General features: G+C 55.0%; 14 protein-coding genes. 13 read left to right on the forward strand and 1 reads right to left on the reverse strand.

Annotated features, from left to right (window positions below):
• Window positions 1-71 precede the first annotated feature (71 nt).
• From lepA to acpS, 7 genes are all read left to right on the forward strand, one after another.
• A complete protein-coding gene (gene lepA, locus KUO20_RS06680) occupies window positions 72-1,889 on the forward strand; it encodes a translation elongation factor 4 (protein ID WP_235042088.1) in 1,818 nt (605 codons plus the stop codon).
• A 15-nt stretch (window positions 1,890-1,904) separates the two neighbouring features.
• On the forward strand, window positions 1,905-2,708 hold the full coding sequence (lepB, locus tag KUO20_RS06685; protein ID WP_235042089.1) for a signal peptidase I: 804 nt from the start codon (window positions 1,905-1,907) through the stop codon (window positions 2,706-2,708).
• Between the two features lie 67 nt (window positions 2,709-2,775).
• The gene (rnc, locus tag KUO20_RS06690; RefSeq protein WP_235042090.1) at window positions 2,776-3,468 is read left to right on the forward strand and encodes a ribonuclease III; all 693 of its coding nucleotides are present in this window, start codon (window positions 2,776-2,778) and stop codon (window positions 3,466-3,468) included.
• The gene (gene era / locus KUO20_RS06695; RefSeq protein WP_235042091.1) at window positions 3,465-4,364 is read left to right on the forward strand and encodes a GTPase Era; all 900 of its coding nucleotides are present in this window, start codon (window positions 3,465-3,467) and stop codon (window positions 4,362-4,364) included. The genes rnc and era overlap by 4 nt, the downstream gene beginning before the upstream one ends.
• Window positions 4,365-4,372: 8 nt before the next feature.
• Complete coding sequence (gene recO, locus KUO20_RS06700; RefSeq protein ID WP_235042092.1) at window positions 4,373-5,068, forward strand: DNA repair protein RecO; 696 nt, start codon at window positions 4,373-4,375, stop codon at window positions 5,066-5,068.
• A gap of 54 nt (window positions 5,069-5,122) precedes the next feature.
• The gene (gene pdxJ / locus KUO20_RS06705; protein WP_235042093.1) at window positions 5,123-5,977 is read left to right on the forward strand and encodes a pyridoxine 5'-phosphate synthase; all 855 of its coding nucleotides are present in this window, start codon (window positions 5,123-5,125) and stop codon (window positions 5,975-5,977) included.
• A 33-nt stretch (window positions 5,978-6,010) separates the two neighbouring features.
• The gene (acpS, locus tag KUO20_RS06710) at window positions 6,011-6,388 is read left to right on the forward strand and encodes a holo-ACP synthase (protein WP_235042094.1); all 378 of its coding nucleotides are present in this window, start codon (window positions 6,011-6,013) and stop codon (window positions 6,386-6,388) included.
• Window positions 6,389-6,425: 37 nt separating this feature from the next.
• Here the strand turns inward: acpS and KUO20_RS06715 are convergent, their stop codons facing one another.
• The gene (locus KUO20_RS06715; protein WP_235042095.1) at window positions 6,426-9,143 is read right to left on the reverse strand and encodes an ATP-binding protein; all 2,718 of its coding nucleotides are present in this window, start codon (window positions 9,141-9,143) and stop codon (window positions 6,426-6,428) included.
• 91 nt (window positions 9,144-9,234) lie between these two features.
• Here KUO20_RS06715 and cysM point away from each other — a divergent pair, with 91 nt between their 5' ends.
• The 6 genes from cysM (at window position 9,235) to rluF (ending at window position 18,680) form a co-directional block, all read left to right on the forward strand.
• On the forward strand, window positions 9,235-10,179 hold the full coding sequence (gene cysM / locus KUO20_RS06720; protein ID WP_235042096.1) for a cysteine synthase CysM: 945 nt from the start codon (window positions 9,235-9,237) through the stop codon (window positions 10,177-10,179).
• 2 nt (window positions 10,180-10,181) lie between these two features.
• The gene (rlmD, locus tag KUO20_RS06725; RefSeq protein ID WP_235042097.1) at window positions 10,182-11,582 is read left to right on the forward strand and encodes a 23S rRNA (uracil(1939)-C(5))-methyltransferase RlmD; all 1,401 of its coding nucleotides are present in this window, start codon (window positions 10,182-10,184) and stop codon (window positions 11,580-11,582) included.
• Window positions 11,583-11,741: 159 nt separating this feature from the next.
• Entirely contained in the window at window positions 11,742-14,018 is a 2,277-nt protein-coding gene (relA, locus tag KUO20_RS06730) for a GTP diphosphokinase (RefSeq protein WP_235042098.1), read from the forward strand.
• Window positions 14,018-14,872, forward strand: a complete 855-nt coding sequence (gene mazG, locus KUO20_RS06735; protein ID WP_235042099.1) for a nucleoside triphosphate pyrophosphohydrolase — start codon at window positions 14,018-14,020, stop codon at window positions 14,870-14,872. The genes relA and mazG overlap by 1 nt, the downstream gene beginning before the upstream one ends.
• 53 nt (window positions 14,873-14,925) lie before the next feature.
• The gene (gene ppc, locus KUO20_RS06740) at window positions 14,926-17,574 is read left to right on the forward strand and encodes a phosphoenolpyruvate carboxylase (RefSeq protein WP_235042100.1); all 2,649 of its coding nucleotides are present in this window, start codon (window positions 14,926-14,928) and stop codon (window positions 17,572-17,574) included.
• Between the two features lie 80 nt (window positions 17,575-17,654).
• Window positions 17,655-18,680, forward strand: coding sequence for a 23S rRNA pseudouridine(2604) synthase RluF (gene rluF / locus KUO20_RS06745; protein WP_235042101.1), 1,026 nt, complete (start codon window positions 17,655-17,657; stop codon window positions 18,678-18,680).
• Window positions 18,681-18,693: the final 13 nt, after the last annotated feature.

The raw sequence follows: 18,693 nt of genomic DNA on the forward strand, positions 1-18,693 counted from the left end.
TTCGAGCTTTGAATTCTCGAAGCGGCCTGCAGCTGAGGCCGCTTGCGTACCACTAAGGCAGAACAGAATCGATGTCCCAAGACGTTCCCAACGGAAAACTTAAGCACATACGCAATTTCTCCATCATCGCGCATATCGATCATGGTAAATCGACGCTCTCTGATCGTCTTATTCAGACCTGTGACGGCTTAACCGCACGAGAGCTCAAAGAGCAAGTGCTTGATTCCATGGACATCGAGCGTGAGCGCGGTATTACCATTAAGGCTCAGTCGGTCACGCTGGATTACACCGCAAGCGATGGACAAGTTTACCAGCTGAACTTTATCGACACGCCGGGCCACGTCGATTTCTCCTACGAAGTATCCCGTTCGCTTTATGCCTGTGAAGGTGCGCTATTAGTTGTTGATGCCGCACAGGGCGTGGAAGCTCAGTCGGTCGCAAACTGCTATACCGCCATTGAGCAAGGCCTAGAAGTCCTGCCCGTGCTGAATAAGATCGATCTGCCCCAAGCTGATCCTGACCGGGTGGCGCAAGAGATTGAAGAAATTATTGGTCTGGATGCGACCGATGCCTGCCAGGTGTCCGCCAAAAGCGGCATTGGTATTGATGCGCTTTTAGAGCGCCTAGTGCGCGATATTCCGCCGCCCAAAGGTGATCCAGATGCGCCGCTGCAAGCACTGATTATTGACTCCTGGTTTGATAACTATCTAGGCGTTGTCTCGCTGGTGCGGCTATTTGATGGCACGCTACGCAAAGGCGATAAGCTGCGCATCAAATCGACAGGCCGCGACTGGAGCGCCACGGAAGTGGGTGTTTTTACCCCCATGCGCAAGCAGACCGATATTCTGCGTGCCGGTGAGGTAGGCTTTGTTGTGGCTGGTATCAAAGAGATTCACGGCGCGCCTGTGGGCGATACCATTACCCACACTAAAACACCCGATGTAGAACGGTTGCCCGGTTTTCAGAAAGTTAAGCCGCAGGTTTACGCCGGCATGTTCCCGGTGAGTGCGGATGATTACGAAGATTTTCGTGACGCCCTTGAGAAGCTGGCGCTTAACGATGCCTCGCTTGCCTATGTACCTGAAAACTCCGATGCATTGGGTTTTGGTTTCCGGGTGGGCTTTCTGGGCACGCTGCACATGGAAATCGTTCAGGAGCGGCTTGAGCGTGAGTATGATATTGATCTGCTCACCACCGCGCCGACCGTTGTCTATGAGCTGGCGATGAAAAATGGTGACCTTAACTACGTCTCCAACCCGTCTAAATTGCCAGATATGGCCGATGTTGATGAAATGCGCGAGCCGGTGGTGCGCGCTAATATTTTGGTTCCTCAGGAGTATGTTGGCAACGTTATTACGGAATGCGAACAGCGCCGTGGTACTCAGCGAGACATGCAGTTCCTGGGTAATCAGATTCAGCTGGCCTATGAATTGCCCATGTCGGAAGTGGTTATGGACTTCTTTGACCGTTTGAAGTCGATCTCCAAAGGCTATGCATCGCTTGAATATAACTTCGAGCGCTTTGAAGAGGCCAAGTTGGTGCGCCTTGATGTGCTTATTAATGGCGATAAAGTAGACGCGCTAGCGGTTATTATCCACCGCGATCACGCCCATCATCGCGGTCGTTTGCTGGTGGAGAAGATGAAAGAGCTGATCCCGCGGCAGATGTTTGATGTGGCTATTCAGGCCGCTATCGGTGGGCAGGTCGTGGCCCGCTCAACGGTAAAAGCACTGCGTAAAAACGTAACGGCTAAGTGTTATGGCGGCGATGTTAGCCGTAAGAAGAAACTGCTCGAGAAACAGAAAGCGGGTAAGAAACGCATGAAACAGGTAGGGCGTGTGGAAATCCCTCAGGATGCCTTCCTTGCCGTGCTCAAGGTTAACGACTAGGAAAGAATATCGCTCATGGATTTTTCATTACTTCTGGTACTCGCCGTTGCGCTTTCGGGTGTTATCTACCTGCTCGACGTGGTGCTGTTAAGGCCTAAACGTCGCCAGCGCGTCGCAACAGCTGATGCCAATACCCAGGAAGGATTAGACGAGCCCACCCGTGAAAAGCTGCTGAAAGAGCCGTGGCCAGTCGATTACGCCCGTTCGTTTTTTCCGGTGCTGTTGATCGTGCTTGTGGTGCGCAGCTTTATTGTTGAGCCGTTTCAGATTCCCTCGGGTTCAATGCGACCTACGCTCGAAGTGGGCGACTTTATCTTGGTCAACAAGTTTTCCTACGGCCTGCGGTTGCCGGTGGTGAACACCCGTTTTATCGACGTTGATGATCCTGAGCGTGGCGATGTCATGGTGTTCCGCTTTCCTGATGACCCTTCGGTGAACTTTATCAAGCGCGTAGTGGGGTTGCCGGGAGACCTCATTCGCTATGAAGGTAAGCAGCTTTACATCAACGGCGAGCCGATTGACAAAGAGCTGGTTGAAGAGGGCCCCGAGGCTTCTCCTGAACAGCTGTTGCTAGCAGAAACGCTAGGCGACGCTGATCACTTTGTTTATAACAACCCGCGCAACCCTGGCCCGCAAATGCGTGAAGTCGAAGTGCCTGCAGGGCACTATTTCATGATGGGTGACAATCGTGATCATTCCAACGACAGCCGCTATTGGGGCTTTGTGCCGGAAGAGAATATTGTCGGCCGTGCTTTTGCAGTATGGATGCACTGGGACGGCGGGTTGCCGAGTTTTACCAGCGTGCGGCGCATTGAATGAATGTTCAGCTTTCGTTGAGTTTAGTCAGTTATGTCACTTTAGTTAACGTCAATGACGTAGGAGAGCTGTGAGTAATTCCTTGAACGCTTTTTGCCGACGAATCGGCCATACCTTTGGCGATGATATGCTATTGGAGTTGGCCTTGACCCACCGCAGCTTCGGTGGTCGTAACAATGAGCGCCTGGAGTTCCTAGGTGACTCTATTGTCAATTTTGTAATTGCCGAAACGCTTTTTCAGCGCTTTCCACAGGCACGTGAAGGCCAGCTTTCACGCCTGCGCGCGCGATTAGTCAAAGGCCAAACCTTGGCTGAGCTTGCGCGTGAAATGGAGTTTGGCGAATGTTTGCGGCTAGGGTCTGGCGAAATGAAAAGCGGCGGACATCGCCGCGAATCGATTTTGGCAGATGCGGTTGAAGCCATTATTGGCGCCATCTATCTGGATGCCGGCATGGACGTTGTGCGCGATCGCGTGTTGGATTGGTACGCAGAACGGCTTGGCAATATCTCGCTACAAGATACCCAAAAAGATCCCAAAACCCGGCTGCAGGAATTTCTTCAGTCGCGCCAAGCGGCATTGCCGCGCTATGAAGTTGTCTGCGTAAAGGGTGAGGCGCATGCCCAGACCTTTACCGTGGAATGCTATATTGACCTGCTGACTGAGCATACCACCGGTAAAGGCCCTAGCCGCCGCCATGCTGAACAGCAGGCGGCAGAAGAAGCGCTTTCGTATCTTGAAAAAAGTCCTGGAGACAAATCATGAGCCAATCCTGTGGATTCGTTGCCATTGTCGGTCGACCCAACGTGGGCAAGTCCACCCTCATGAACCGTATTCTAGGGCAGAAGGTGTCAATTACATCACGACGCCCGCAGACCACGCGGCATAAGGTGATGGGCATTAAAACGGTTGAAGAGACGCAGTTCGTCTATGTCGATACCCCGGGCATGCATATTATGTCCAAAGATCGTAATAAGGCGATTAACCGCTTTATGAACCAAGCGGCTACCCAGGCGTTGCGCGATGTTGATTGCGTGGTCTTCATCATCGACCGCACCCGCTGGACGGAAGAAGACCAGGCCGTTCTTAAGCGCTTGGAACATGTAAAAGCGCCGGTGATTCTTGCCGTTAACAAAGTTGATCGGCTGAGTGAAAAAGGCGACCTGCTGCCGTGGTTGGCAGAGGTCGGCGCGCGTCGCGATTTCGCCGCAGTGGTGCCCATTTCCGCCAAGCACGGCACCCAGGTAGATACGCTAGAAGACGAGGTGGCTAGATACCTTCCTGAAAGCGTTCACTTTTTCCCGGAAGACCAGATTACCGACAAAAGCATGCGCTTTATGGCGGCTGAGATGGTGCGTGAAAAAGTCATGCGCCAACTGGGTGATGAGCTGCCCTATCAGATGACCGTTGAAATTGAAGAGTTTCGTGAAACAGAGCGGGTGACGCACATCAGCGCGTTGATTCTGGTCGAGCGCCAAGGTCAGAAGGTCATACTGATTGGTGAAAACGGCGATCGTATCAAGAGCATTGGCCGTGAGGCGCGCCTGGATATGGAGCGCGCGCTAGACACGAAAGTAATGCTCAACCTATGGGTTAAAGTAAAACGCGGCTGGTCTGACGACGAGCGCGCGTTGAAAAGCCTGGGTTACGACCTAGATTGAGCCTAGCAATGCCGCCGGAGCCGGCTTTTTTGCTGCACCGGCGGCCTTACCGTGAAACCAGCGCGTTAGTTGACTTACTAACGCTCAATCACGGTCGGGTGCGTGCTGTTGCTCATGGCGGTCAGCGGCCGGGCTCAAAGTCGCGCCAGCGCTTGCAGCCTTTCACGCCGCTCTTTGTGACTTGGCAAGGCACACGTGAGCTGAAGCGGCTTACGCTGATGGAGTCTCGCGGGCAAACGGCGCTATTGGCCGGTGAAGGGCTGCTGTGCGGGCTATATGCGAATGAAATCGCCACTCGGCTTATGCCATTAGAGCTGTCGGCGCCGGACGTGTTCGCGTTTTATACGGTGCTGTTAGAAGCGTTGCCGGTTCCTGCCGAGCGTGCGCTGGCGCTGCGCCGCTATGAATGGGCGCTGCTAGAAACGCTGGAGGCAACGCCGCAGTTTACGACGCTTGACGGTGGCGTTTTAGACCCCCATCTGCGCTATCGTTTCGATGCCCCGAGCAGAACGTTTGCAGCGGCCGAGCGCGGCTTAGACGGCCGAACGCTACGCTACATTGAGCAAGGCGATTGGCAGCATGAAGGGCTTGCCAATGCGCTTAAAGCCGTTATGCGTGCGGCGCTGGCGCCTCATCTAGGCACCGCTGTGTTGCGCTCACGAGAGCTGATGCTTGATTTGGCTCGCCGTCGTCATCGCTCTTAATGACAGTATTTTATAATTTATGAACTCTTATCTTCTTGCTGCGTTGGAGGCACTATGCATCCCCCTCGGATACTGTTAGGCGTCAATATTGATCACATTGCGACACTTCGCCAAGCCCGAGGCACGCGTTATCCCGACCCCGTGCAGGCGGCGTTAGTCGCCGAAGAAGCCGGTGCTGATGGCATTACGGTGCATTTGCGCGAAGACCGCCGCCATATACAGCCGCGAGACGTGCGCATTTTGGCTGAAGTGCTTAATACGCGCATGAACTTGGAAATGGCCGTTACCGAAGAGATGCTGGCTCTGGCTGAGGAGGTGCGTCCTGCGCACGTCTGCTTAGTGCCTGAAAAACGTGAAGAGTTAACCACGGAGGGCGGCTTGGATGTCGTGGGTGGCTTTGACGCGATTGAAGGCGCTTGCCAGCGTTTGCGCGCAGCAGGCTGTGATGTTTCGCTATTTATTGATCCTGAGGAAGCTCAGATTGACGCAGCCCACCGTGCTGGTGCACCCACTATCGAGCTGCACACCGGTGCTTATGCCGAGGCCCGGCCCGGTAGTGATGCCGCAAATGCGGAATACCATCGCTTAACCGTTGCCGCGACTCATGCCGTGTCGCTGGGTTTAGTTGTCAATGCCGGTCACGGTTTGCATTACCACAACGTTGAGGCGATTGCCGCATTGCCGGGCGTTAATGAGCTCAATATTGGTCACGCCATCATTGCGCGCGCGCTTTTCGTGGGTCTGAAAGAGGCCGTGCAGGAGATGAAACGCCTGATAATTGCCGGTCAAGAGGCGGGCTTAATGGCAGCATTAGATGCCCATGATCTAGAACACGATCATTCACATGGCGAGAGCGCTGGCCATGAAGGCGATTCTGAACATCGCCATAATGGATGCTGTGGGCATTAATGAGAGGTTTCTTTTTTAGAGGTTATGTTGGCGATGATTGTGGGAATTGGCTCTGACATTGCCCGCGTTGAACGCTTTGCACTGGCTGTGCAACGTCACGGGCCGCGCTTTGCTCAGCGTATTTTAGGCCCTGATGAGCATGCAGCATGGCTGCAAAAGTCACAGCCTGCTGCCTTCTTGGCCAAACGATTTGCCGCTAAAGAAGCGTTTGTGAAAGCGCTTGGGCTGGGTCTGCGAGAAGGCATGCAGTGGAGTGATATTCAGGTACTTAACGACACCCTGGGCAAGCCACATTTTGTGCTCAGTGGCGATGCCGAACGGCTTCTGCTAGCGGCGGGCGTCACGGCAAGTCATGTCACGCTAAGCGATGAAGCGGAATATGCGGTGGCGTTCGTTGTACTTGAACGCTAACCGCTTAGCCAGCAGGCGTTTGTTGAAAGAATCTGCATTAATGTTTAAGTAGCAGCGTGCGATGCGTGCGCAGCCTTGCCATGGCGCGGTAAAGGTCTTCTAAGAGCTGCTTTACATGGTCTAAGCCACTGGTACGCAGGCGAGTTTCCAGCGTTTCTACCAGCAGCGCCAATTCAGGCGCCCCGCAGTAGCGGCTAGCGCCATTCAAACCGTGTACCCAATCTAGCAGCGTCGCCAAATTTTGCTGTGCGTAAGCACGGCGCATCTGCTGTTCACTCTCTTCAAGGCTATCAATTAGCCGCGTTAGCTGCTCGCGCGCTAGGCCTTCTTTTCCGCCCGCCAGGTGCGCCCCCAGCTCCAAATCTACCGCCGGTAATGTCGCAGGCGCGGTGTTGGCATAGCGTGGCTTAGTGGCCATTTTAGCGCTGCTCGGTGAGGACGCTGGCGCTGTAAAATCAGCAAGCCGATGGGTATGGCCTAAAAACCGACGCAGTAGCTGGTGCAGCTGCGCCTCGTCGATGGGTTTAATGAGTACGTCATCTAAACCTTCCGCCAGCCACTTTTCGCGCTCACTGCTGAGTGCATGGGCGGTAACGGCAACGATCGGACAGCGTGCCCAGGTGCGGCTCAGGCGGCGCAGCGCGCGAGTGGTCTGAACGCCGTCTAGCCCCGGCATGCGAATATCCATAAGCACCATGTCAACATTGTTGTTGCGTGCGAATGCTAGTGCGTGATGACCGCTGTCTACCGCCGTGATGTGAATCGTCGGGCTTTCTAATATGCTTTTAAGCAGCTCCCGATTCGATGCATTATCGTCCACAATCAGCAGCTTTAAGATCGCCGATTCCGTAGGTGGTAAGCTCGCGTGGCCTGCAGGCTTGCTGGGTACGGGCGTAGGTAACAGCAGTTGGTGCAGCGACGTTGCCAATTGCTCGCGTGAAAAGGGCTTATAAAGCGTTTCTCCGCCATGAGTTAAGCGCATGGGCGGAAGATCAAAGCTATTGCTGTTGGCTAAAATCAACACCGGGCAGGGGGTTTGATCAATCACGGTTTGCCAGTGGATTTGACGTTCGGGGCTAAAATCATTGTGCTGTAGCGCTAAAATTAGCAGCTGCTCCTGCTCTGGAGCATCCAATGACATGGGCTTTGCTTGCCAGCGCTGAAGCAAATGCTCCAGCATATGCCGGGTGGGAAGATGCTCTTCATACAGGCGGATAGAGGGGTTGTTAAGGCTAATTTCCGGGGGGCGCTCAATGGCTTTATGCGCCAGCATTGGCAGCGTAAACGAGAACGTAGTCCCCGTGCCAAGCTCGCTTTCAACGCTGATCTCGCCGCCCATACGTTCAATCAGCTGACGGCAAATGGTAAGCCCTAGGCCGGTGCCGCCAAACTGGCGCGAATGACTGGGCTCTGCTTGTGTAAACGCGTTAAATAATGCCTGTTGATGAATGTCACTTAAGCCAATGCCGGTATCACTAACGCTGATGCTCAGCACTACATGCTGACCTTCGTAGTTATCCAGCATGACGCGAACAATCACCTCTCCCTGATGGGTGAATTTAAGCGCATTGCTGATTAAGTTGTTCAATACTTGATGGATGCGTAGCGGGTCGCCGCACAGCGGTGTCGGCACGTCGTCGTATACCATCGCCACTAAATGCAGCTGCTTGCGCTGGGCTTCTGGCGCGTGCAGCCCCATGACCTCATCGACCAGGGCCACGATATCAATATCGGCTTCTTCAAGGGTCAGGCGATTGGCCTCAAGCTTGGAAAAATCGAGCACGTCATTAACCAGCATTAGCAGGTTATCGCTGGCGCGATGCACGTGTTTAAGCCATTCCTGTTGGCGGGTGTCCATTGATGAGCGGCCCAACAGCCGGCAAAAGCCGATAATGCCGTTCAGCGGTGTGCGGATTTCATGGCTCATATTGGCAAGAAATTCAGACTTTACGGCGTTTGCACGCAGCGCGCTGCGATGAGCCAAATCGAGCTTTATGTTCTGTTCTTCAATGGTTTTCATTGATTCTTGCAGCTCGCTTGTTGCCTGCTCGATTTGCGTTTGCATATCGCGCTGCGACTGCTGAAAGTGCTCCGCAAGCGTATTGACATGAGTATAGAGCTGATAGAGTTCCGCGGCCCCTGAGGGCGCTAAGCGCAGCTGATAGTCGTCGCGGGATAGCCGATACAGAGCTTGATTGGCTTCTTCAATATGCCGGGTAACGTATCGGCTGATGGCAAAGGCGATTAAAAACAGCAGCAGCCCCAGCAGCATGCCGCCCAGACTAAGGCTGGCAATCAATTTATAACGCTCAAGAGTCAGCGCACGAATATCCATTTCTACATCCAGCCAGCCCAGCACAGTTAAATCGCTAGCGTTGACCGTCGTGAGTGGAATGCGTAATCGCCACATCTCGTCATCAATAATAAGCTGCTGGTTTACCGGTGCACTCAGCGGCGCAGGCGTAGACTGGCCAAGTAGCAATACACGACTGCCTTGCTCATTAAACACCGCAACCGTTCGTAGTCCATTGAGGCTCAGTAGCTGGCGCGCTAAGTTCTTAAGCTGCTGAGCGTCGGCGTCAGCCATCGCCTCACTGAGGCTGGGGGTCAGCAGTTCGACAGCATTTTCTAGGCGTTCTTTTTTCATGATATGCGTCTGGGCACCGTTCTGTATCACCAGGAATACGGCCATGATGGCATATACCACAAGCGGTAAACCGAGCAAGGCAAACAGAAGACGGGTATTCAAAGACATGAAAGAAGCTCGCTGATTCAATGAGGTTGCCTGTCCAGGCCGGGGCAGCACCGATATAATGCAGCATAACGGTTACGATAAGGAATGTTCGATGAGCTATTTCAAGAGCGATCCCAAAAACGATATCAAGAACGATATCAAGAACTATCCTACGCTAGAAGATGTGGTGGGCAATACGCCGCTGGTGCGCCTGAAGCGTATTAGCGCAGGGCGTAACAATACGCTGCTAGCCAAACTTGAAGGTAATAACCCCGCGGGGTCGGTTAAAGACCGCCCGGCACTGTCTATGCTCATGGAGGCAGAAGCCCGCGGTGAGATTTCTCCCGGCGATACGCTGATAGAGGCAACCTCAGGCAATACCGGGATTGCGCTGGCCATGGCGGCGGCTATTAAAGGCTATCAGATGGTGCTGGTAATGCCGGAAAACGCCTCGGACGAGCGTAAGCAGGCAATGGCCGCCTACGGGGCGAAATTAATTTCGGCCAGCAAGTCAGGCGGAATGGAAGGGGCACGCGACATTGCGGATGGCATGATCGCAAGAGGAGAGGGTAAGCCGCTCAATCAGTTCGCTAACCCGGATAATCCGCTGGCGCATTACCGTACTACCGGCCCTGAGGTATGGCAGCAAACGGGCGGTGAAGTGACACACTTTGTGAGTTCTATGGGCACCACCGGTACCATCATGGGCGTATCGCGCTATTTGAAAGAGCAGAATCCGGCGATTCAAATTGTTGGCTTGCAGCCTGCAGATGGTGCCAGTATTGCCGGAATACGGCGTTGGCCAAAAGAATATCTGCCGGCTATTTTTGAAGCCCCCCGCGTGGACGTCACGCTGGATATCGGTCAGCAAGAGGCGGAAGAGCACATGCGACGTCTAGCGCGTGAAGAGGGCATCTTAGCGGGCGTGTCCTCCGGTGGTAGCTTGGCCGGTGCGCTGCGTATCGCCGAGCAAACGGAAAACGCTGTGATCGTGTTTATCGTCTGTGACCGTGGTGACCGGTATCTTTCCACCGGCCTTTTTGCCCCAGGAGTATAACGATGGCCATGTTGGGAAAGCGGCGGCCACCAAGGCCTGCATCGGGACATTCAGGCTTAGCGGGTACGCCAGGTGGCAAAGGGGTGCATGCCCTCTCCGAAGATAGCTCACCGCTGGTGATTGAACGCTTAGCGCACGATGGCCGTGGCGTTGCCCACGCGGCCAACGGTAAAACCGTGTTTGTGGCTCAGGCACTGCCGGGTGAGCGGGTTGACGTAGCCATTCACTTGACGCGTAAACGCTTTGATGAAGCGCATATCAAAACACTGCTGACCACCTCTGAGCAGCGCGTAGCGCCACCGTGCCCGCATTTTGGTCGCTGCGGCGGCTGCGATTTGCAGCATTTAAATATTGCTGCGCAGCGCGCGCATAAGCGTGAAGTAGTGCGCGACCTCTTTGCTCGTCAAGGTATTACGCTGAGCGATATTGGCTCGATTCAGGGCAGTGACCTAGGCTACCGGCGGCGTGCTCGGCTAGGCGTTAAAGTGGATAGCCAAGGCAGTACCCATCTTGGTTTTCGGGCGGCCCATAGCCATCGCCTGGTCGACATTGAGCGTTGCCCGGTACTGGTTGATTCCTTACAGCAGCTGCTAGCGCCCCTGCGTGAGCTGCTAACAACGCTAGAGGCTCCGCGCCAGGTAGGTCATATCGAACTACTGGCAACGGCCAGCGTGCAGGTAGTTTTAGTGCGTCAGTTAAAAGAACATGCGCCGGACGCCGAGCGCTGGAAAGCCTTTGCAAAAGGCCAGCGGGTAGCGTTAGGCACTTGGCTGGGGCGCGAAACGCCCACGCTGCACTGGGATGGTGCGCCGCCGGTGCTAGAAGAATCGCTGACGCTTGATGGGCAGCTGCCGCTAGCGCTGAGCTTTGCACCGGGCGATTTTTTACAGGTCAACGCCCAGGTTAACCAGCAAATGGTGGCTCAGGTGATTGCATGGCTAGCACCCAAGCCTGGGCAAAAAATACTCGACCTGTTTGCGGGTATTGGTAATTTCAGCCTGCCTATCGCGGCAGCCGGAGCTGAGGTACATGCAGTAGAAGGGAACCCCGCTATGGTCGCGCGCATTGGCGCTAACGCTGCGCGTAATCAGCTGGTGGTGAGCAGTGAGCAGGGGGATTTGAGCGACCCCGCGAACGTTAAGGCGCTGTTAGCCGCTCATCGCGATAGTGACGCGCTGGTGCTTGATCCGCCGCGCATCGGCGGTGAAGCGATTTGTCAGGCGCTGGCACATCACCGCGTGCCTAGAGTGGCCTATATTTCCTGTGATCCCGCAACGCTTGCCCGAGATGCGGCACATCTTGTGCATGCGGGTTACCGTGTGAGGCAAGTAGCCGTCGCTGATATGTTCCTTCACACTGCGCATATGGAAACGCTGGTGCTGTTTGAAGCTGAGGGTGCTTAAGTAAATGGTTATAAGTAAATAGTGTTTAAGCTGTTGTTAGTTAAGTAGATGCTTTATAGGGTGATAGGTTGGAAGTGCCGGGGCTTATGTTCGCCCATCGCATCGAGCCACGGAGGCGGTCGTGTGGAAGTCGCTTCTCTGAATGGATGAATTATTGTCATGGTAAAAGTGCGTGAAGACCAGCCGCTCACCGCTAGCGGGCAGGTAGACATACAAAAATGGTTAACGCACCTGCAAGAAGATGTGCGCCTAAGGGATCCTGAGCGATTAATCGACGCCTGTAAGCTAGCCGAAACGCTGGAACTTGAGGCCCCGCGTACGCATCGCGTTTGGCTGTCACCCGGCTCTAGTTTCCGAATGGGGCTGGAAATGGCGGATATTTTAGGTGATTTGAAGCTCGATCAAGCCACCCTGGAAGCCGCTGTGCTCTATCGCTCGGTGCGAGAGGGCTTACTCAGCCTTGAAGGCGTCTCCAAGCGTTTTGGCAGTGAAGTCTCTGGCCTAATTGATGGCGTATTGCAAATGGCCGCTATCAGCTACCCGCTAGCGCCTGACCATGCTATGGGGCAGCATAATCAGCAGGAAAATCTGCGCAAAATGCTGGTTAATATGGTTAGCGATGTGCGCGTGGCGCTGATCAAAATCGCCGAGCGTACCTGTGCGCTTCGACAGGTCAAAGACGCGCCGCTGGAAAAGTGTTTACAGGTTGCCCGCGAGGTTGCCGACATTTATGCGCCGCTGGCGCATCGTTTGGGGGTTGGCCAACTTAAGTGGGAGCTGGAAGACCTCTCGTTTCGCTATTTGCACGAAGATGAATACAAAGCGATTGCTAAGCTGCTGGCGGAAAAGCGTCTTGATCGCGACAGGTATATTCATGACGTTGTAGAAACCATCAAAGCCTTGATGGAAGCCCAGCGCATCCATCGCTACGACGTGGATGGCCGCGCAAAGCACATCTACTCGATCTGGCGAAAGATGAAGCGCAAGCGGATCGACTTTTCCCAGGTGAACGATGTGCGCGCCGTGCGCATTTTGGTGCCTGAGGTGACCGACTGCTACACCGTGCTAGGGATTATCCACTCGCGCTGGCATCACGTGCCTAACGAGTTCGACGACTATATCGCCAACCCCAAAAAAAATGGCTATCAGTCACTGCATACGGCCGTTATGGGGCCGGAAAACAAGGTACTGGAAATTCAGATTCGCACCTTCGCCATGCACGAAGAAGCCGAGCTTGGCGTTTGCGCCCACTGGCGCTACAAAGGCCACGATACCAACGCTAAAAGCCGAAGCTACGAAGATAAAATCGCTTGGCTGCGTCAAGTGCTTGAGTGGCAGGACGAGGTGGGCGGCTTTGGCGATCTTCGCGAGGGACTGTCCAGCGATGTCGCCCCTGACCGTATCTATGTTTTTACCCCCGATGGTCACGTGATTGACTTGCCGCGCGTTGCTACGCCCATCGATTTTGCGTACCGCGTGCACACGGAAATCGGCCACCGCTGCCGGGGCGCCAAAATTAACGGCCGCATTGTGCCGCTGACGTATAAGTTGAAAACAGGTCAGCAGGTGGAAATTCTAACGGCTACTAAAGGCGGGCCGAGCCGCGACTGGCTAAACCCTAGCCTGGGCTACGTGCGAACTTCTCGCGGCAGAGCCAAAATACAAGCGTGGTTTAAGCACCAGGCGAGGGATCAAAACCTCGATGAAGGGCGAGCGCTGTTTGACCGCGAGATGCGCCGTCTAGATGTAGAAGACCTTGATCTGCCTAGATTGGCGAAGGCCGTGAACTACCTCAATGCTGAGGATATGTACGCCGCGATCGGTGCCGGTGATTTACGCATTGGCCAAGTGCTTCACCAAGCGCAGCAGCTGTTCGGTGAGACCGATGACCAAGAGCAGCTCGACCGGCTGCTCGCTAAGCCGAAGCGTCAATCGAGCAAGGCTACGAAAAGCGATATTACCGTGCTTGGCGTGGGTAATCTCAAAACCAGTATGGCGAATTGCTGCCGCCCGGTGCCCGGTGAGCCTATCGTTGGCTTTATCACTCAAGGGCGTGGCGTCACCGTTCATCGCCAGGACTGCAGCAATATTCTGCAATTGCGCCTGGACGAGCCTCAACGCATTATCGAGGTAGAGTGGGGCGAGCGTGCCCAGACGCGCTATCCGGTGACGATTGAAATCCAAGCCTGGGATCGTTCGGGGCTGCTGCGTGATGTCACCAGCTTATTGGGTAATGAAAAGGTCAACGTGCTCGCCGTCAATACCTTAACCAATACCGACGAGAGCATCGCTCGTCTGCGGATTACCCTGGAAGTGGACGGCCTTGAGTCACTGGGTCGCCTGTTTTCACGCATTCAGCAGTTGCCTAACGTCACCGAAGTGCGCCGCCTGCGTAATGCCGACCCCGATCAACAAAGTCGTAAGGGAGGAGCATAATGCGCCACCGTATGGATGATCTGCTGACCCTAATGCAGGTACTGCGCGATCGTGAGCAGGGCTGCCCGTGGGATCTGCAGCAGGATTGGGACAGCATCGTTCCGCACACCTTGGAAGAGGCGTATGAAGTGGCCGATGCCATTGAACGACGTGCTTTTGATGAACTGCCCGGTGAGCTAGGTGACCTGCTTTTTCAAGTGATTTATTACGCCCAGTTTGGTGCAGAGGAGCAGCGCTTCGACTTTGCTGACATTGTCGATACGCTAACCGCTAAAATGCTGCGCCGTCATCCGCATGTATTTCCCGGCGGCACGCTTGTCTCGCGGCGTCCGCCGGGCGTCAGCGCTGAAGAGGTGCAAACTCAGCAGGTCAATAGCCGCTGGGAGTCGCTGAAAGCCGAAGAACGTGAGGAAAGAGCGCGTGCCGAAAGAGCCGCCGATACGCCGTCGGTACTCGACAATGTGCCGAGAACGCTACCTGCACTTAGCCGCGCCGCCAAGCTGTCTAAACGGGCCGCAAGGGTGGGCTTTGATTGGCCAGATGCTCAAGGCGTGATAGCTAAAATTCGTGAGGAGTTGGCCGAAGTCGAGGAGGCGCTCGCCGCCGGTGACCAGCGGCATGCCCAAGAAGAAGTGGGCGATCTGCTGTTTGCGGTAACTAATCTTGCCCGCACGCTCAATGCAGACCCTGAACAGTGCCTGCGCGCCACTAATGCAAAATTTGAGCGCCGCTTTCGCCATGTTGAACGCGAACTGAGCGCTGCCCAGCGGCCGCTACAAGATGCCTCTCTAGATGAAATGGAGGCCCACTGGCAGGCAGCTAAAGCACAAGAAAAACAACCCAGTCATTCCTGATTTAATCATGCTTAATCTAATGATAATGCGACCCCTGCAAGGAGGCCATGCCAATGAGTCAAGACCTACACGAATCCCTGCGCGATAACGTACGTATTCTCGGCGATAGTCTGGGGCGAACGATTGCCGATGATTTAGGCCAAGCATTTGTCGATAAAATTGAAACGATTCGCGCCCATGCCAAGCGCGGGCGTCAGGGTGATTCGCTGCAGCAGCGTGAGTTAATTGAGTATCTTCGCCAGCTACCCGAGCGCGACCTGCTGCCGGTCACTCGGGCGTTTAACCAGTTTTTGAATCTGGCTAATATTGCCGAACAGCACTACCGGGCGCGTTTTCGTCGCGTTGAAGATTACAAACCTGGCTTTCAACCGGTACTCGGTGAGCTGCTTGAACGTGCTAAAAAAGCCGGTAACTCACCGCGTAAGCTGGTCGAAACGCTCGCCAATATGCGCGTTGAACTGGTGCTGACCGCGCATCCCACCGAAGTTATTCGCCGTACGCTCATTCAAAAATACGATGCGATTGACGAATGCTTAACCGCCATAGAAAGCTCAGAAGATTATCCTGAGCGCGGCACCCGTGCCCAGGGGCGTCTGGAAGAGCTGATTAGCCAAGCCTGGCACACCGATGAGATCCGCCACGAGCGGCCAACGCCGGTGGATGAAGCCAAGTGGGGCTTTGCGGTCATTGAAAATTCACTGTGGCAGGCAGTGCCTGATTTTCACCGCGACCTGGATAATCTGCTGCTGGATACCGCCGGTGAGCGGCTACCTTTGGACGCAGCGCCTATACGCTACGCTTCCTGGATGGGCGGCGATCGCGATGGCAATCCCAATGTCACTGCCCGTGTGACTCGCGAAGTATTATTGCTGGGCCGCTGGATGGCCGCTGATCTATATCTGCGCGATCTTGAAAAGCTGAAAACTGAGCTCTCCATGTGGAAAGCCAACAGCGCTCTTAAGGCGGAGGCGGGCGATGTGGCTGAGCCGTATCGCGAAGTGCTTAAGCGCCTGCTGGCCCGAATGGAAGCGACTCGCGACTGGGCGAAGGCCGAGCTGGACGGACGCAACTATGACGGCGGGCCGATTATTGAAACCCGTGATCAGCTCTATTCGCCGCTGCTCGCCTGCTACCGCTCGCTGTGCGATGTTGGCCTCGATACCATCGCCAACGGCGCGCTGCTCGATACCCTGCGCCGGGTCGCGGTATTTGGCGTGACGCTAACCAAGCTGGACCTGCGCCAAGAAGCGAGCCGCCATGCCCAGGTCATCGAAGAGCTAACCAGTGCGCTTGGGCTTGGCCACTACCAAGAATGGGACGAAGCCAAGCGCCAAGAATTCCTGCTGTCGGAGCTTGCCTCGAACCGACCGTTGATTCCGCGCCGCTGGGAATGCTCGGCCGAGTCTCGTGAAGTGCTGGATACCTTCAAAGTGGTTGCTCAAGAGCACACCGAAGCGCTGGGCACTTACATTATCTCCATGGCCGCAGAGCCCTCAGACGTGCTCACCGTAGCGCTGCTGATGAAAGAAGTCGGCGGGCAGGTGACGCTGCCGATTGCACCGCTGTTTGAAACGCTCAACGACCTGGATCACGCCGGCGCCGTGGTTGATCAACTGCTCTCGATTCCGGGCTACCGTGCGCTGATTGGTGACCGCCAAGAGGTCATGATTGGCTACTCAGACTCGGCTAAAGATGCCGGTCAGCTCGCCGCGGCCTGGGCTCAGTATCGTGCCCAAGAGGCTCTGGTGGACGTATGTGAACGCCATGGAGTGGACTTAACTCTGTTTCATGGTCGCGGTGGCACGGTAGGCCGTGGCGGCGGCCCTGCCCATGCGGCGATTCTCTCTCAGCCCCCGGGCTCGGTGAACGGCAGCCTGCGGGTGACCGAACAGGGCGAGATGATCCGCTTCAAGTTTGGTCAGCCGGATATCGCGCTGCGCTCAATGGAAATCTATGCCTGTGCGGTGCTTGAAGCGACGCTGCTGCCGCCGCGTGCGCCAGAACCTCAGTGGCGCGAGGAAATGGACCAGCTTGCTAAGGTCGGCCATGCCGCCTACGTCGGCGTCGTGAGAGAAGACCCCGACTTTGTGCCGTATTTCCGTGCGGTCACGCCTGAAGGCGCACTAGGCAGGTTGCCGCTTGGTTCACGCCCCACCAAGCGACGCCAAGATGGCGGCGTTGAAACGCTGCGTGCGATCCCATGGATTTTCGCCTGGACACAGATTCGCCTAATGTTGCCCGCATGGTTGGGCAGTGGCGAAGCTTTTTCGAAGCGACTGGAACAGCCCGGCGGGCGTGAAGTGCTGCAGGAAATGCGCAAGGACTGGCCGTTCTTCGGTACCTACTTGGACATGCTTGAAATGCTGTTGGCCAAAGCTGACGTGGCGATTGCAGCGTATTACGAGCACCGCTTGGTGGATGAACCTTCGCTAAAAGCACTGGGTAAAAAGTTACGCCATCGTTTCGCATCATTGGAAGATGCGGTTCTCGATATTCTCCAGCAAGAAAAGCTGCTAGAGAACACGCCGCTGATTCGCCAGGCGATTGATGTGCGTAATCCTTATATCGACCCGCTCCACGGCCTTCAGGCGGAGTTGCTGCAGCGTAATCGTGACGCCGACGGTGCTATCAGCGCCGATCTTTCGCGTGCGCTGATGGTCACCATGGCCGGTATTGCCGCTGGCTTACGCAACACGGGCTAGTTCGCTTTTTCGTGTTTATTGAGCGCTGCTGCCATTGGGCGGCAGCGTTTTTTTGATCTATTACCGTTGGTTAACGTTTTATGCCGTTACGAAAATCTACTCGTATTAATAAGTACATTAGTGAAAGCGGTATGTGCTCACGCCGAGAAGCCGACCGCTTTGTGGAGCAGGGCAACGTATGGCTTAACGGTCGCCGTGCCACCACCGGCGACCAGGTGGTCGCGGGGGATCTGGTTAAAGTGAATGGTCAAGAAATTGAGCCTCAGGAAGAGGACGATTTAATCCTGATTGCGCTGAATAAGCCGGTGGGCATTGTCAGCACCACCGAATCCAGCGAGAAAGACAATATCGTCGAGTTTGTAAAACACGGCGCGCGCATTTTTCCCATCGGTAGGCTCGACAAAGATTCCCAGGGGCTGATTTTATTAACCAATAACGGCGACTTGGTTAATAAGATTTTGCGCGCTAATAACAATCATGAAAAAGAGTATCAGGTGACGGTGAACAAGCCGATCACCGATGAGTTTATTGACGGCATGCAGAATGGCGTACCCATTCTCGGCAAGGTGACCAAGCGCTGTAAGCTGCGCAAAGAGTCGATGTTTGTATTCACGATCACCTTAGTGCAAGGGCTCAATCGACAAATTCGCCGCATGTGCGAACACTTTGGCTATGACGTTACGCAGCTAATTCGCACGCGGATTATGAACGTACCGCTTAAAGGCTTAGCGCTGGGCGACTGGCGTGATCTAACCGCTAAAGAGATCGATACCATCGTCACTCTGACCGAAAGTTCAGAGGCTGCGCCAGAGCAGAAGAAAAGCAAACCTAAAATTGACAGGCCCAACTACAGCGCACGTTCAAATACTGAAAAGAAAAACCAGCCTGGCGCTAAGGCTGCCAGCGGCAAAGTACACAAAGACCCAAGAGCTAAAACTGCTGGATCAGGTAAGCCTCCCGCCAAAGGCAAAAGCCCTGCTGCAGGAAAGCCTGGGGCAAATAAACCCGGCGCCAAGGGGAAAACTGGCGCGAAAGGGGCGGGTAAAGGACACGTCGGGCGGGGCAAGCCTAGCACCGGTGGCAAGCCTTCACAGCGGCGTAAGTAGCCTACAGCGACGT

It is taken from the genome of Vreelandella profundi (genome assembly GCF_019722725.1).
Classification (GTDB): Bacteria; Pseudomonadota; Gammaproteobacteria; order Pseudomonadales; family Halomonadaceae; genus Vreelandella; species Vreelandella profundi.

Coding starts and splice junctions, on each gene's coding strand:
- lepA (WP_235042088.1), top strand. CDS start 72: ATGTCCCAAGACGTTCCCAACGGAAAACTTAAGCACATACGCAATTTC.
- lepB (WP_235042089.1), top strand. CDS start 1,905: ATGGATTTTTCATTACTTCTGGTACTCGCCGTTGCGCTTTCGGGTGTT.
- era (WP_235042091.1), top strand. CDS start 3,465: ATGAGCCAATCCTGTGGATTCGTTGCCATTGTCGGTCGACCCAACGTG.
- recO (WP_235042092.1), top strand. CDS start 4,373: ATGCCGCCGGAGCCGGCTTTTTTGCTGCACCGGCGGCCTTACCGTGAA.
- pdxJ (WP_235042093.1), top strand. CDS start 5,123: ATGCATCCCCCTCGGATACTGTTAGGCGTCAATATTGATCACATTGCG.
- acpS (WP_235042094.1), top strand. CDS start 6,011: ATGATTGTGGGAATTGGCTCTGACATTGCCCGCGTTGAACGCTTTGCA.
- KUO20_RS06715 (WP_235042095.1), bottom strand. CDS start 9,143: ATGTCTTTGAATACCCGTCTTCTGTTTGCCTTGCTCGGTTTACCGCTT.
- cysM (WP_235042096.1), top strand. CDS start 9,235: ATGAGCTATTTCAAGAGCGATCCCAAAAACGATATCAAGAACGATATC.
- rlmD (WP_235042097.1), top strand. CDS start 10,182: ATGGCCATGTTGGGAAAGCGGCGGCCACCAAGGCCTGCATCGGGACAT.
- relA (WP_235042098.1), top strand. CDS start 11,742: ATGGTAAAAGTGCGTGAAGACCAGCCGCTCACCGCTAGCGGGCAGGTA.
- mazG (WP_235042099.1), top strand. CDS start 14,018: ATGCGCCACCGTATGGATGATCTGCTGACCCTAATGCAGGTACTGCGC.
- ppc (WP_235042100.1), top strand. CDS start 14,926: ATGAGTCAAGACCTACACGAATCCCTGCGCGATAACGTACGTATTCTC.
- rluF (WP_235042101.1), top strand. CDS start 17,655: ATGCCGTTACGAAAATCTACTCGTATTAATAAGTACATTAGTGAAAGC.